This is a genomic window from Paludibacter sp. 221, from assembly GCF_010501035.1.
Classification (GTDB): domain Bacteria; phylum Bacteroidota; class Bacteroidia; order Bacteroidales; family Paludibacteraceae; genus QVMH01.
Window position 1 is genome coordinate 1 of the sequence record NZ_QVMH01000016.1, and the last position, 13782, is coordinate 13782.

12 protein-coding genes are annotated in these 13782 nt (G+C 39.4%); 9 read left to right on the forward strand and 3 right to left on the reverse strand.

What is annotated here, in order from left to right:
- Window positions 1-259 precede the first annotated feature (259 nt).
- The 7 genes from D0T49_RS05335 (at window position 260) to D0T49_RS05365 (ending at window position 9723) form a co-directional block, all read left to right on the forward strand.
- Window positions 260-1927, forward strand: a complete 1668-nt coding sequence (locus D0T49_RS05335; RefSeq protein WP_163629560.1) for a glycosyltransferase family 39 protein — start codon at window positions 260-262, stop codon at window positions 1925-1927.
- 457 nt (window positions 1928-2384) lie between these two features.
- Window positions 2385-2777: a GtrA family protein gene (locus D0T49_RS05340; RefSeq protein WP_163629561.1), complete on the forward strand. Its 393-nt coding sequence runs from the start codon at window positions 2385-2387 to the stop codon at window positions 2775-2777.
- A gap of 455 nt (window positions 2778-3232) precedes the next feature.
- Complete coding sequence (locus tag D0T49_RS05345; RefSeq protein ID WP_163629562.1) at window positions 3233-4033, forward strand: DUF4292 domain-containing protein; 801 nt, start codon at window positions 3233-3235, stop codon at window positions 4031-4033.
- Window positions 4030-5262 carry a murein hydrolase activator EnvC gene (locus D0T49_RS05350; RefSeq protein WP_163629563.1) on the forward strand — a complete coding sequence of 411 codons (1233 nt, stop codon included), beginning with the start codon at window positions 4030-4032 and terminating at the stop codon, window positions 5260-5262. Before D0T49_RS05345 ends, D0T49_RS05350 begins: the two co-directional genes overlap by 4 nt.
- Window positions 5263-5518: 256 nt before the next feature.
- A complete protein-coding gene (locus D0T49_RS05355) occupies window positions 5519-7381 on the forward strand; it encodes a DNA topoisomerase IV subunit B (protein ID WP_163629564.1) in 1863 nt (620 codons plus the stop codon).
- A gap of 22 nt (window positions 7382-7403) precedes the next feature.
- Window positions 7404-9254: a CotH kinase family protein gene (locus D0T49_RS05360; protein ID WP_163629565.1), complete on the forward strand. Its 1851-nt coding sequence runs from the start codon at window positions 7404-7406 to the stop codon at window positions 9252-9254.
- Window positions 9255-9276: 22 nt separating this feature from the next.
- Window positions 9277-9723, forward strand: coding sequence for a nucleoside deaminase (locus D0T49_RS05365; RefSeq protein WP_163629566.1), 447 nt, complete (start codon window positions 9277-9279; stop codon window positions 9721-9723).
- Window positions 9724-9740: 17 nt separating this feature from the next.
- On the opposite strand, the gene D0T49_RS05370 is transcribed toward D0T49_RS05365, so the two are convergent.
- A complete protein-coding gene (locus D0T49_RS05370; protein ID WP_163629567.1) occupies window positions 9741-10859 on the reverse strand; it encodes a metallophosphoesterase in 1119 nt (372 codons plus the stop codon).
- Window positions 10860-11172: 313 nt separating this feature from the next.
- Here D0T49_RS05370 and D0T49_RS05375 point away from each other — a divergent pair, with 313 nt between their 5' ends.
- Complete coding sequence (locus D0T49_RS05375; protein ID WP_163629568.1) at window positions 11173-11883, forward strand: hemerythrin domain-containing protein; 711 nt, start codon at window positions 11173-11175, stop codon at window positions 11881-11883.
- Window positions 11873-12502, forward strand: coding sequence for a response regulator transcription factor (locus D0T49_RS05380; protein ID WP_163629569.1), 630 nt, complete (start codon window positions 11873-11875; stop codon window positions 12500-12502). Before D0T49_RS05375 ends, D0T49_RS05380 begins: the two co-directional genes overlap by 11 nt.
- 177 nt (window positions 12503-12679) lie before the next feature.
- Here D0T49_RS05380 and D0T49_RS05385 read toward each other — a convergent pair whose 3' ends face one another.
- On the reverse strand, window positions 12680-13399 hold the full coding sequence (locus D0T49_RS05385; protein ID WP_163629570.1) for a peroxiredoxin: 720 nt from the start codon (window positions 13397-13399) through the stop codon (window positions 12680-12682).
- 78 nt (window positions 13400-13477) lie between these two features.
- On the reverse strand, window positions 13478-13762 hold the full coding sequence (locus tag D0T49_RS05390) for a GNAT family N-acetyltransferase (RefSeq protein ID WP_163629571.1): 285 nt from the start codon (window positions 13760-13762) through the stop codon (window positions 13478-13480).
- Between the last annotated feature and the right edge of the window lie 20 nt (window positions 13763-13782).

Here is a 13782-nt window from a genome sequence, read left to right on the forward strand (position 1 = left end):
TGATAGCAGCTGTCGCTTATAAAAATAATTTTAGGTCAAATAACGGATAATCATATTAAACATTAATAAACTAATAATTAATGTCACCGTGTCTTAGTGTCTCCGTGTTTAAAACTTCTTATCTCTAACTTGTAACTCGTAACTATTAACTTGTAACTAAATAATAATTAACAATTAACCCCGTGTCTTGGAGTCTCCGTGTTTAAAAGAAGAAAAAATTAAAATGGCACAACAAGGATTAAAACAAAAAATAACCGCTATGAATTGGAAACAGCTTTTTGCTGTTATCCTTGCAGGGTGGTTTATAGTCAACCTGCTTCAATCGCTTTTTACCGAAGTGATGAATGATGAGGCTTATTATGCGCTGTATGGTAAAAAGTTGGCATGGGGGTATTTCGACCATCCGCCTATGGTGGCTCTCACCACTTACCTTTCCGCTTTATTGTTCGGTGGTAATCTGTCGGTACGTTTTGTCACTATCCTGTTGCAGGTATTCACTATTGCCCTGATGTGGAAAGTATTGGAGGAAAAAGTGCCCGATTCCAAAAAGGTTGTTTTATTCTTCGTCCTTACCGCATCTATGATTATGTTCGCATCTTACGGCTTTGTCACAGCTCCCGATGTGCCCCTGCTGTTTTTTGCTACACTGTTTTTGTATGCTTACCAGCGTTTTCTGCAAAAAGATTCGTGGGTAAATGCGCTGTTGCTCTGCATTTCCATGACCGGGATGATATACAGTAAGTACCATGCTTTTATTATCATAGGTTTCGTAGTACTTTCCAATTTCAAGTTGCTTGCTAACTTTAAAGCGTGGGTTGCAGTTGTTTTTACAGCCGTATTGCTCATTCCGCATATTATGTGGCAGGCAGATATGGATTTTATTACCTTCAGGTATCACTTGGTCGGACGGAATTTTGGTTTCCAATGGGATGAGTTTCTGGGGCATTTCCCCAATCAGCTTGTAATGTTCAATCCTCTCACCTTAGGTGCGTTGATATATGTACTCGTTAAATTCAGACCCAAAGATTTGTTCGAGAGGGCATTGTTTTTTCAGATAATAGGTTTTCAGGTATTGTTTTTCCTGATGACATTCAAAGGGTATGTACAGCCTCACTGGACTGTGCCTACTACTATGGCTATGATTGTTTTGCTTTACCGGTACAGCCTTAAAGATGCCAAACTGCTTCGTTTTATAAAAAGGTGGGTTGCTCCTTCCATCCTGTTGATTTTTATTGTTCGTATCATATTGGTTACCGACCTGCTGCCCGAACGTTTAGGGTTTCATGGTAAAGAGAAAAGGGCGTTGGCTATAGAGCAGGTTTCGGGTGAGTTGCCTGTGGTGTTTACAGGCTCGTTTCAGCTTCCTTCTACTTTTCAGTATTTCACAGGTAACGAGGCTTTGTTGCTGAGTGGTGTCAACTCGCGTCAAACGCAGTTTGATATCTGGCAGCAGGAGCTTAAATATCAGGGCAAACCTGTGTTTATACATGGTTATGTGCATGGCAGGTCGGAGGAGTATGATGTTGATGGTTATCAGTTTCACGGCATGGTGACAGATAATTTTCAGTCGGTAAACAGGGTAAGGATTAAGTACGAATTGCCTGTGGAAGAAGTATATCCCGGCGATGTTATTGAAATCCCGTTCGAAATAATAAATCCTTGCAATTTTGATATAGACTTCAACCATCCTGAGTTTCCGGTGAGATTTCTTATTACCTTTGCAAAAAAGAGGAAGATTGATTTCTCTGCGGGCGAGGTAAGCAAACAGTTTGATATATTGGCAGCAGGGGCTGAAGATAAGGCTTCTTTCTGTGTCGTAGTGCCCGATTTGGAGCCGGGTAAGTATCAGGTGGCATTGACTTTGGAAAATAAGATTTGCCCTGCCAAAAACAGCGATTTCGCTTCGTTGAGAATAAAAGGCAGGTAGGTAAATGTGCCAATGTGCCAATATGCCAATGTGATTGATGTGACTAATTCTGCAAAGCAGAGCTTTGCTTTTAAAAGCAGTGTAGCGGGACGCTACGCTATGTGTTGCTCCTATCCCTCGTTGCAAACGAGAGGGAGAATGATAACAAATGTAGGGGCGAAACATCTTTCGCCCAATAAGAAGAAGAGAACAAAAGAATATTACCCGTAAAGCGGACTCGAAACTGCTATACGGAAACAAATAATAATTAAACATTAACAATTAATAATTAAAGAGGCAGGTGTTTGATATGGCTGCTTTTCAAGCAGGACACGGACTGCAATTTCCGACCCGTCGGAATGTAGCATCCGCGCCGGCAGAGGTAAAATAAGCTACTTTATACTTTTACCTTTCACTTTTTTGCTCATTCTTTTGTCTTGGCTCTTGATTCTTGTTTCTTGTTTCTAAAAAAACATGTATGATTGATAAAATTTTTATATTGAAGTTTCTGAAGTTTTGTGTGGTAGGCTTTTCCGGAATGATTGTGGATTTCGGTGTCACATGGATTCTGAAAGAAAAGATGAAGCTAAACCGTTATATTGCCAACTCGTGTGGGTTTGTACTTGCGGCGTCTTCTAATTATATGCTGAACCGTATCTGGACTTTTGAAAGCCGGAATCCCGAAATTGCTACAGAGTACTTATCGTTTTTTATAATATCGCTTATTGGCTTGGGATTGAACAACCTGATTCTTTGGTTGTTTTCTGATAAATTGAAGTTGAATTTTTATTTGTCCAAAGTGTTGGCAACAGGTGTAGTTACCCTTTGGAATTTCGGGATGAATTTCCTGTTTACTTTTGCTGTTAAGTGATTATTTAATAACGGTTTTCGGCAATAAAAACGCTTTTTTAGCGTACTAAATACTAACGTTTGTTTTTATTGTAAATCTTTCTGTGCGTTGCTCATAAAGGTAAATTAATAAATATAACTAAATGGGAACTACGTTTAAAACGTAGAACCATTAACCTCTCGTTACAAACGAGAGGGAGGTTTGGATATTATGGCTGCTTTTCAAGCAGGACACGGACTGCAATTTCCGACACGTCGGAATGTAGCATCCGCGCCAGCCAAGTGTAAATAAAATTTGTAGGGGCGAAAAATCTTTCGCCCGATAAAGAAAAGCGAACATAATTTATCCGTAAAGCGGACTTTAAGCCGCTATACGGATACAAATAATAATTAACCATTAACAATTAATAATTAACCCCGTGTCTCCGTGTTTAAATTGTAACTCGTAACTAAAGACTTGTAACTACTGATATAATTATGAAGAAGTTTTTTTTATTTTCTGTTATTTTAGGTGTAATGTTGTTTAGTGCATGTAAAAGTTCGCGTACGCTTCAGAGAGGGCAGAAAGCATCGTCTTTCAGCCATCTTATACAGCTTGTGGAGCAGGCACAACCGAGCTTTAAGTCGATGTCTGCTACAAAAATAGCAGTCGGGGTAAGCATGGATGGCAACCAGATGAGTGTTTCTGCCAACCTTAAAATTATTACCGATTCGGTCGTACAACTTTCTATTATCCCGTTTATGGGTATCGAGGCGTACTCGCTCGAATTGTATCCTGACAAATGGATATTGTACGATAAAATAAACCGCAAATATTACACCGATGGGTACGATTATTTTTATTATACGATGGGTATTGACGCCGATTTTTACTCGTTGCAATCGTTGTTTTCCGCACGTTTGTTCAGTATTGGCAAACGCGAGGTGAATATAAAAGACCTGAAATACACCCCGCTCGAAGATGGAAAAAACCAGATTTCTTTTGAATCGGCTCAGGTGAATCAAGAGACTTTTCTTACCAATACTCACGTAATAGAAAATGTTTTGCTGAAAGATAAAAAACAAGATAATACGCTGGTTACAAATTATAATGAATATGTGGAAACAAAAGGCATAAATTATCCCCGTAATATTGTTATCAGCCTTCTTAATAAAGAGGTTTCCGTATTTAGTTTGGATATGAAGTTGCAAAAAGTAGTGTTCGATTCGGAATTGAAACTCTCCTTGTCCAATATGGAAAGATATACAAGAGGAACGCTCGACCAATTAATGAAATGATGAAAAGATATTATTTATATACTGTTATTTTTTTTGTTAGCTTGGTGGTTTTTCCGCTAAGTGCTCAAAGCATTAAGCAACTCCAGAATGAGCGGAAAGCAATACAGCAAAAGGTACAAACAACGAATAAAATACTGAGCGAAACGCAGAAAAACCAGAAGAGTTCGTTGAACAAACTGAATATCCTTAGTGCTACTATTCAGGAGCAGAAAACCCTTATTAGTACGATGAATAGGGAAATTAATGAACTGGATGAGGAAATCAGGGACTTGAATATGCAACGAACCGAGCTTGAGAAACAGCTCGAAACCTTGAAGGCTGATTATGCACGCATGATTCAGGAGGCGTATATTAACAGGAGTTTTTATAACAAAATGATGTTTCTGTTTTCGGCCCAATCGTTCGACCAGTCGTTCAGGCGTTTGCGCTATTTGCAGGAGTACTCCTCGTACCGCAAAGAGCAGGTGAAGGAAATAGAAAGGGTAACTGCCGAAATTGATGAAAGAAGCAAGGCAGCCGAACAACATCGCCTTGCTAAACTTTCGGTAGTGCAGGAGAAGGAACAGGAATCAAGAAAACTGGCTCAAAACCAGCAGACGGAGAGGAAGATGCTGAATGACCTGAAAAAGAAAGAAAAAACACTCAGAGCCGAACTGAAAAAACAACAACAGAAGGCCGCTGAACTGAATAAAAAAATTGATAAAATGGTGGCCGACCAGATAAAGAAAGAACAGGATAAAGCCAATAAAAATGCTCCCCAAACTCCTGCGGCATCTATTAATACGCTTACGAAAGAAGAAAAGCTGATAAGCGGCAATTTTGAGAGCAACAAGGGGCGTTTGCCATGGCCTGTGGAGCGTGGGGTGATTGTAGGGAAATACGGCGTTCATAAACATTCGGTGTTCAATACGGTGACAGTAAACAATCAGGGGATTTATATCCAGAGTCCGGCAAACACCGAAGCCCGTGCCATATTCGAGGGCGAGGTTACGAGCTGTTTTCTTGTGCCGGGCAATAACTGGACGGTAATTGTAAAACATGGAAATTATCGGACGGTATATGCCAACCTTACTCAGATGTATGTGAAAGAGGGTGATAAAATAAAAACGAAGCAACGAATAGGAAAGATATATACCGACGATGATAACGAGAATAAGACCGAACTTTATTTCCAGCTATGGAAAGGGAAGGAGAAGCTCAACCCGGAGCCGTGGATTGCTAAAAGTTAAGAAGTTGCTGTTGGCTGTGCAAGCGGGGTTAATCTTTTGGTTTTAATAGTTGTTGTTAAGCCGGTTGTAATTAAAAAGTTGTCAACATAGTTTACTGAATAATAGGAAAAAATATTAATTTTGTAGTTGAACGAGCTATTTTAAATTGTTTTAAAATATAAAAGGATAGGCGTAAAGCGGACTTTATGCCGCTTGTTGGATGAAGATTAACTTGAAAAAAGTTATTAAAAACAGAAAAAAGTAATCGAAATAAAATATGAGTGAGATATTAGATAATTTGTCTACCGGAACATACGACGACAGTAACATTATTACCCTCGAAGGGTTGGAGCATGTGCGCCGCCGTCCCGGTATGTATATAGGTAAATTAGGCGACGGGAAGCATGCTGACGATGGTATTTATGTGCTCTTGAAAGAGGTGCTTGATAACTCTATCGACGAATTTCGCATGGGTTTTGGCAAAACCATAGATATACGGTTGCAGGACAAAGAAGTAGAGGTGCGCGACTTTGGCCGTGGTATTCCGCTTGGCAAGATGGTGGAGGCGGTTTCCATTATGAATACCGGAGGTAAATATGACTCGAAGGCATTTAAAAAATCGGTAGGGCTGAACGGGGTCGGTACTAAAGCCGTTAATGCCCTTTCGGAACGGTTTGTAGTGCAGAGTTTTCGTGATGGAAAAACACGCCGTGCCGAGTTTCAGCAAGGCAAACTCACTGCGGATACGGGCATCGTAGATGCCAATAATGCCGATAAAAACGGTACTTTTATCAGTTTTATTCCTGATAACGTGCTTTTCACCAACTTCGAGTATAAAGAAGAATACATAGAGACAATGTTACGCAACTACTCGTATCTGAATACGGGTTTGCAGATAAATTTCAATCAGAAAAAATTCTTCTCTAAAAACGGGCTGTTGGATTTGCTTAACGAGAATATGACATCCGAGCCTCTTTACCCGATTATACACCTGAAAGGCGAAGACATAGAAATAGCCTTTACACATAGCGACCAGTATGGCGAAGAGTATTACTCGTTTGTAAACGGACAGCATACCACCCAAGGCGGTACGCATCAGAGTGCATTCAGAGAGTCGGTTGCAAGAACAATTAAGGAGTATTACTCGCGCAATATGGAAGTGGCTGATATCCGTAACGGTATGATTGCCGCTATTGCTATCAGTGTGGAAGAGCCTGTTTTCGAGTCGCAAACCAAAACGAAACTCGGCTCGCGCGATATGTCGCCCGATGGTATTACGGTAAATAAATTTATATCCGATTTCTTGAAAAAAGAGCTGGATAACTTTATGCACCGGAATACTGAGACTTCTGAAATTATGCTTCAGAAGATACTCGATTCGGAGAAAGAGCGTAAAGCGATAGCCGGTGTGACAAAACTGGCACGCGAACGGGCTAAAAAGGTAAGCCTTCATAACCGTAAACTACGCGATTGCCGTGTGCATTACAACGACTCTAAAGGCGATACCGAAAACTCGTCTATATTCATTACTGAAGGGGATTCAGCAAGCGGGTCGATTACCAAAAGCCGTGATGTAAACACTCAGGCTGTATTTAGCCTTCGGGGTAAACCGCTGAACAGTTACGGGCTTACGAAAAAGGTGGTTTACGAAAACGAGGAGTTTAATTTGCTGCAAGCTGCCCTGAATATCGAGGATGGAATCGAAGGTTTACGGTACAATAAAATAATAGTGGCTACCGATGCCGATGTCGACGGGATGCACATCCGTTTGCTTCTGATAACTTTCTTCCTGCAGTTTTTTCCCGACCTGATTAAGAAAGGGCATGTTTATATATTGCAAACACCTTTGTTTCGGGTGCGTAATAAGAAAGAAACTATTTATTGTTACTCGGAGGAAGAACGCCTACAAGCTGTTAAAAAACTGGGTGCTAATCCCGAAATCACCCGCTTTAAAGGTTTGGGTGAAATCTCGCCCGATGAATTCCAGCATTTTATAGGAAAGGACATCCGTCTCGACCAAGTAACTCTGCGTAAAGGCGATGCGGTGTCCGACCTGCTTGCTTTTTATATGGGTAAAAATACTTCCGACCGTCAGAATTTTATTATTGAAAATCTGGTGGTAGAAGAGGATGTAGAATGATTTTTTATAATTTACCCGTTGTATGGTAAAAAATAATATTCTTTTAATCTTCTTTTTATTCTTGTTCTCTACACTTTTTGTAGAAGCTGATGACAGTTTTTTGTTTTCCCCTAAAGGAGTCGCAGAAATCCATATTACTTTGCCCGATGGTATGAGTATAGGTGATATACAGAGAGAAGTGGATACAAAAGCCTTCATGGAAGTAAAAAACTCTTCTTCTTCTGTGTATATAATAGATGAATTGTATTCCGGTTATATCATCATCGAAGGGAGAGGTAATTCTACATGGGGCGACCCTAAAAAACCTTATAATATAGATTTGATTGATGAGATTGGATTGGATAATCCGTCGTCTTTGTTAGGCATGCCCAAACATCATAAGTGGTGTTTGGTTACATACTATAATGATAAAAGCGCTTTGAGAATACCTTTGGCTTTTTATTTGGGACAAAAAATGGAGAATATACCATACACTCCTCGACTGAATTATATCGAATTGTATGTAAATGGAGAATATAGGGGTTTATATAGCTTGTGCGAAAAGATAGAACGGGATAAAAACAGGGTTGATGTTAAAAAGCTGACCGCCAACATCGAAGATCAGGAAGAGCCCCGCATTTCCGGAGGATATATTATCGAAGCAACTCCTGAAATTCGGTTAAAACCGGACCAAAAATATTTCACTTCGACTCATAAAAGGGTTATTTTTACATTTGCATATCCTAAAAGCAAGAATGTTACAGAGGAACAGATAAAATGGATAAAAAAATATATTGACGAGTTTGAATCGGTTTTGTATGGAGATGATTTTAAAGATGAACAAAACGGTTTCAGAAAATATATTGACGAGGATAGTTTTATTGATTGGTATTTATTAAACGAATTAGCGAAAAATTTTGATGCGGTGATGTATGCAAGTGTTTACCTGCATAAGGATAGGAATGGAAAACTGCAAATGAGTGCTCCATGGGATTTTGATTTGGCATTTGGCAATGTATATGGAAATAATTGTTTTAGTGAAGATGAATTTTATATTGCTTATTTTAGAAATACATGGTTTGCCCGTCTTTTTGAGGATGAAAATTTCTTGAAAAAAGCATCAGAACGGTTTGATGAATTAATGCCGTTATTCAGTTCAATTCCGTTAATGATAAATGAAAATGTTGAACATCTTGAAAAACAGGGCTGTATACAGCGTAATTTTAATAGATGGCCTGTACTGGGAGTAAAGCTTTGGCCTAATTACCCTCCCATCCCTGAGACATACGAAGGAGAACTACAACGACTTACAGAATGGATAGAGTCTCGTATGAGATGGATGTATATTAATTTTTCTCAGACTAAAGAAGAACGAATACAAAGATTAAAATCAGTACGTCCAGTGATTCGTGTTTTAGAGCCTGAAAGATTAAAGAGAGGAGAAAGTACCCGGCTGGTTGTAACACCCGGATACTCTTACGTATGGACATATAACGGTCAAGAAACAATATTGAGTGATGTAGAATATCTACTGGAGAATTCTGGTGAACATTTTGTACAACTGATGGATCAGGCGGGAAATAGGAGTTTACATTCTCTACCGATATCACTTGGGTCAGATACAGATGATAATACTCTTGTTAGAAATGAGGTAGTTATTTATCCTAATCCGGTTGATAAAGTATTATTTATTAATCTTTCCGGTTTAGATGACACAGAATATATATTGGCACTTTTTGATATGAAAGGGGAGGTCGTTGATCGGCAATTTGTTGATAATACCTTGTCTTTGGTTCAAATGAATTTAGCCGAAATTGCGAATGGAATGTATATTCTCCACTTGAAATCGGCAAATGGTTCTAATTACAGTTATAAAGTTTTTGTTTTGCATTGAAAAGATTTTAGAAACAACATGTATGGACTTAAAAACAAATTTGGATGAATATTACATGAAACAGGCTTTATACGAAGCCCAAAAGGCGCTTGAACGTGACGAAGTGCCTATTGGCGCTGTGATTGTTTGTCAGGACAGGATAATTGCCCGCGGTCATAACCTTACCGAAACGCTGACTGATGTTACAGCTCATGCCGAGATGCAGGCTATTACGGCAGCTTCACAATTTTTAGGGGGAAAGTATCTGACCGATTGCGTGCTATATGTTACAGTAGAGCCTTGTGTTATGTGTGCGGGGGCTATCGCGTGGGCGCAAGTGGGTAAACTGGTGTACGGTGGAGCAGACGAAAAGCGTGGATTCCGGAAATATGCTCCTGATTCCCTCCATCCTAAAACCAACGTTATTTCCGGCGTTTTAGCCGATGAATGCGGGCAGTTGGTAAAAGATTTCTTTAAGAAAAAACGCTAACCTAACTTCCCCTTTTATCAGTATTTAAGATTGATAATAACCAGTTCCGATTGTGTGCCTATACGGTATTGCGGTCCCCATATTCCCAAGCCTGACGAAATATAATAGTGTGTATTGCCTCTTGAAGAATATCCATGAGGATTTTCGTACATGCCACGCACTATAAGGTTGACAGGGAAGAATTGCCCGTCGTGCGTATGCCCTGATATTTGTAGGTCTATCCCGCTTGCTTCGGCTTCTTCTAAGTGGTAAGGCTGGTGGTCGAGCATGATGATGGGTTTCGAATTGTCTATATTGCTGGTTAGTGCGGCAACTGATTTACGGTTCGGGTTGCTCCTGTCGTCACGTCCTACAATATAAAAGTCATTGTCGACCAATATGCCGGAATCGCGCAATGCTGTTATCCCTCCTTTTTTCAGGTAATCCATTGCGGCCGATATGTCGCCTCCAATGTATTCATGGTTTCCCGGTACAGCATACACGCCTTTAGGGGCATTAATCCGGCGCAGGTCTTCATACATATTTTGTTTCACAACGGGAGCCAGTGAGTTGTCGAACACATCTCCTGCCAGTAAAACAATATCGGGTTTTTGCTCATTTATCATGTTTACGTACTTCTGCAACCTTTTCTTGTTGATGGAAGTACCCAGGTGCACGTCGCTCGCAGCCACAATTCTTAATTCCTTGTTTTGGGTTGCTTTACCATTTACGCTCAAATCCATTTCTACAATCTTCGGGTGATTGAATTTGTAGTTCCCCACAATCATTACAATGGCAATAATGGCAGTGCTACATGCAAATGCCCATTTGCGGAAAACCGGCATACCCTCAGGAGCAAAATGTACAAAATAGTTTACTACGCGTACAATGTCGGTCAGTAAAAACGATATGATGAGATAAATAAAGATAATAAGCGCGGTGTGGCCTATAAATGCAACGTATTTAGCTATAGGCGCGGTAGAAACCATTCCTATGATAGTGCCTACAATCAGGAAAACATACATCACGATTGTTGTTACCAGATAGGCGGTACGTAGTGTGGGTAAATCTCTTAAAACCTGAAATCCCCGTAAAATAGCATAGGCAATGAGTGCCGAAAACACCGTAAGCATAACGATGAAGAAGCCGTATCGCATAATAAACTTTGTTTTTTAGATTAACATTCCTTATTCGAGAAGGCAAAAGTAAATAAATAAAAAAATCAAGTTCCTGAAATTATGTTTTATATACCTATTCGTGGAGAATTTAAGATATTTTTAATCTTACTCTCTCCGTTATGTATAGGAGAATGAAAAAAATACCTACTTATTGCGATTGTATGGTACTGAAAATTAAGCGAATTTTGTATCATTGAAATTTTAGTAAAATTTGTTTGTATTAATTAGTATTTATTTCACTGTCCGGATTAATTTTATTACATTCGGACAGTTTTATAATTTTTAGTATCGTATGCTTCAAGGAAAGTTTTTGGCATCTCAGAAAATGAATGAGCTTATTAATGAGGATACTTCCTTGTTGCTCGTTATATCCAGATTCGGGCTGCCGTTGGGTTTTGAGAATAAGACTGTGGAAGAAATCTGCAATCAGCATGGTGTGGACACCTATACCTTTTTGAGTGTTGTGAATTTCCTGTCCGAAGAAAATTTTGAAATGGACAACAGTTATGAGAAAATATCCATCGAATCGCTGATAAGCTTTCTGAAAAACGGACACCAATACTTTCTCGGCTTTAAACTTCCCGCTATACGCAATAAACTACTAAGTGCCATCGAGCTAACCGAGCCGGGTAATGCTTACAAAGACATATTCCTTAAGTTTTTTGACGATTATGTGGAGGAGGTCAACAGCCACATGTCGTACGAAGACGAGGTTGTTTTTCCTTATGTGCTGGAATTGTTGAAAGGCGATGAAGGAAATAATTACAATATTCAGGTTTTTGAGGACAGGCATAATCAGATAGACCAGAAAATGATGGACTTGAAAAATATTCTTATCAAGTATTACCCGTCTAAAGGTAATTCGAACCTGCTGATTGATGTGTTGATGGATGTTTTGTCTTGCAGCAAAGAATTGTCCCAGCACAATAAGGTAGAGGATTACATGTTTATCCCCGCAATAGAGGCTATTGAGAATAAAAACAGAAGCACGTATGCAAAGTGAAGATAATCTGCTTAAAGTTCTGATAGCTGAGCCGTCCGCCATTATTCGCAATGGATTGTCTGTTACACTCAAGCGTATTCCCGGCAGTTGGATTCAACCTGTCGAAATCAGTTCTATCGAAAATCTGGAGCATGTTCTCGAAACTAATAAGCCGGATGTGCTGATAATCAATCCCAATTTCTGGGGATATGTGGATATGACCACTGTCAGGGCATGGTCGGCTGCCTCTAAGTTGAAAATTATTGCTCTTGTTTCATCCTTATCGAGCGACGTAATACTTAAGAAGTATGACGAATCCATTAGTATTTACGATTCGCCGGAAGATATAAAAGAAAAGATATTCCGTCTTTTCGATACTTCTGATACAGAAAAGGATAAATCGTCGGAAGAAAGCGAAACCCTGAGCTCGCGTGAAAAAGAAATAGTTGTGCTTGTGGTTAAGGGGCTTACTAATAAAGAAATAGCACAAAAACTGTTTTTATCCACCCATACCATTATTACCCATCGGCGCAACATTGCCCGTAAACTCGAAATCCATAGTACGGCAGGCCTTACCGTATATGCTATAGTAAATAAACTGGTGGGGCTCGACGAAATAAAAGATAATTTTACCCTTTAAACCTGTTTTTATCGTTATACTACTTAGAGCTTGTCTAAATTTTCCACAAAGAAACTGTTATAGTTTTACATATGTCTTTTTCGCAATAAAATTGGTGATTCTTTAGGGAAAATTTCCCTAAAGAATCACCAATTTTTACTTTGTAAGCAAATTTCAAACAACGCTCTTAGCGTTTTTTTACTTCTTTTTCAGAATCTCTTTTTCTACAGTTTCTTTTGGTAGTTTTTTAGTACAGAAAAACCAGTCGTAGCAGGTCATTCCTTCTTCAATGTTTTCCATACGTTTGTTGGCAGCATCGGTTGTTGATGGAGCAGGTACTACCACATCATCGCCCGGACGCCAGTCGGCAGGGAGAGCTACCTTAAACTTATCAGCGGTTTGTAGCCCGATTAATACCCGTTTCAGTTCGTCAAAATTACGTCCTAAGTTCAAAGGGTAGTAAATAATGGTACGGATAATGCCTTCGGGGTCGATATAGAATACAGCACGCACTGCTTTGGTGTCGCTTTCGCCCGGCTGAATCATGCCATACTTGTTGGCAACATCCATTTTGATGTCATCAATCAGGGGGAACTTTATATCAATATTTTTCATATCCTTATATTGAATACGTTCTTTGATAGTGCGCAACCATGCAATGTGGCTTGATAAACCGTCGATAGATAGCCCTACCAGTTGACAATTCAAGTCGTCGAACTCTTGCTGCATTTTCCCGAAAGTCATAAACTCCGAAGTACAGATTGGAGTAAAATCGGCCGGGTGGCTGAACAGGATTATCCATTTACCCTTATAGTCGGCCGGAAAATTGATTTTTCCTTGTGTTGTACTTGCTGTAAATTCCGGAGCTTTTTCTCCTATGCGCGGCATTGTGTATGTGCCTTGATTTATTGTTTCCATAATTTTATGTGTTGTTTATATATTTATTTTTTATTGTCAAAAATGTAATGCTTGTAACTGAATACTTGTCACTATTTATTATCTTTTTCTTACTTCAGCGTAATCCGGATGGCGGTCGAACTCGGCACGGGCAAACGGACACAATGGCAATATGGTCAGTTGGTTTTCGCGTGCATAAATTACTGCGCTATTTACCAGTTTGCTGCCTACGCCTTGGTTTTGGTACTTTCCGTTAACACCTGTATGGTCAATAATAAAACTATCGCTTCCTGACCATACATAGCTCATTTCGCCTATTATCTTATCGCCGTCTTTTGCAAGGAAAATTCCTTTGTCTTCGTTGTTTCGTTGTTCTATTTTCATAATTAAAAAGTTTAAGAGGT

Coding starts and splice junctions, on each gene's coding strand:
- D0T49_RS05380 (WP_163629569.1), top strand. CDS start 11,873: ATGCAAAGTGAAGATAATCTGCTTAAAGTTCTGATAGCTGAGCCGTCC.
- D0T49_RS05335 (WP_163629560.1), top strand. CDS start 260: ATGAATTGGAAACAGCTTTTTGCTGTTATCCTTGCAGGGTGGTTTATA.
- D0T49_RS05385 (WP_163629570.1), bottom strand. CDS start 13,399: ATGGAAACAATAAATCAAGGCACATACACAATGCCGCGCATAGGAGAA.
- D0T49_RS05365 (WP_163629566.1), top strand. CDS start 9,277: ATGGACTTAAAAACAAATTTGGATGAATATTACATGAAACAGGCTTTA.
- D0T49_RS05370 (WP_163629567.1), bottom strand. CDS start 10,859: ATGCGATACGGCTTCTTCATCGTTATGCTTACGGTGTTTTCGGCACTC.
- D0T49_RS05340 (WP_163629561.1), top strand. CDS start 2,385: ATGATTGATAAAATTTTTATATTGAAGTTTCTGAAGTTTTGTGTGGTA.
- D0T49_RS05355 (WP_163629564.1), top strand. CDS start 5,519: ATGAGTGAGATATTAGATAATTTGTCTACCGGAACATACGACGACAGT.
- D0T49_RS05390 (WP_163629571.1), bottom strand. CDS start 13,762: ATGAAAATAGAACAACGAAACAACGAAGACAAAGGAATTTTCCTTGCA.
- D0T49_RS05345 (WP_163629562.1), top strand. CDS start 3,233: ATGAAGAAGTTTTTTTTATTTTCTGTTATTTTAGGTGTAATGTTGTTT.
- D0T49_RS05360 (WP_163629565.1), top strand. CDS start 7,404: ATGGTAAAAAATAATATTCTTTTAATCTTCTTTTTATTCTTGTTCTCT.
- D0T49_RS05375 (WP_163629568.1), top strand. CDS start 11,173: ATGCTTCAAGGAAAGTTTTTGGCATCTCAGAAAATGAATGAGCTTATT.
- D0T49_RS05350 (WP_163629563.1), top strand. CDS start 4,030: ATGATGAAAAGATATTATTTATATACTGTTATTTTTTTTGTTAGCTTG.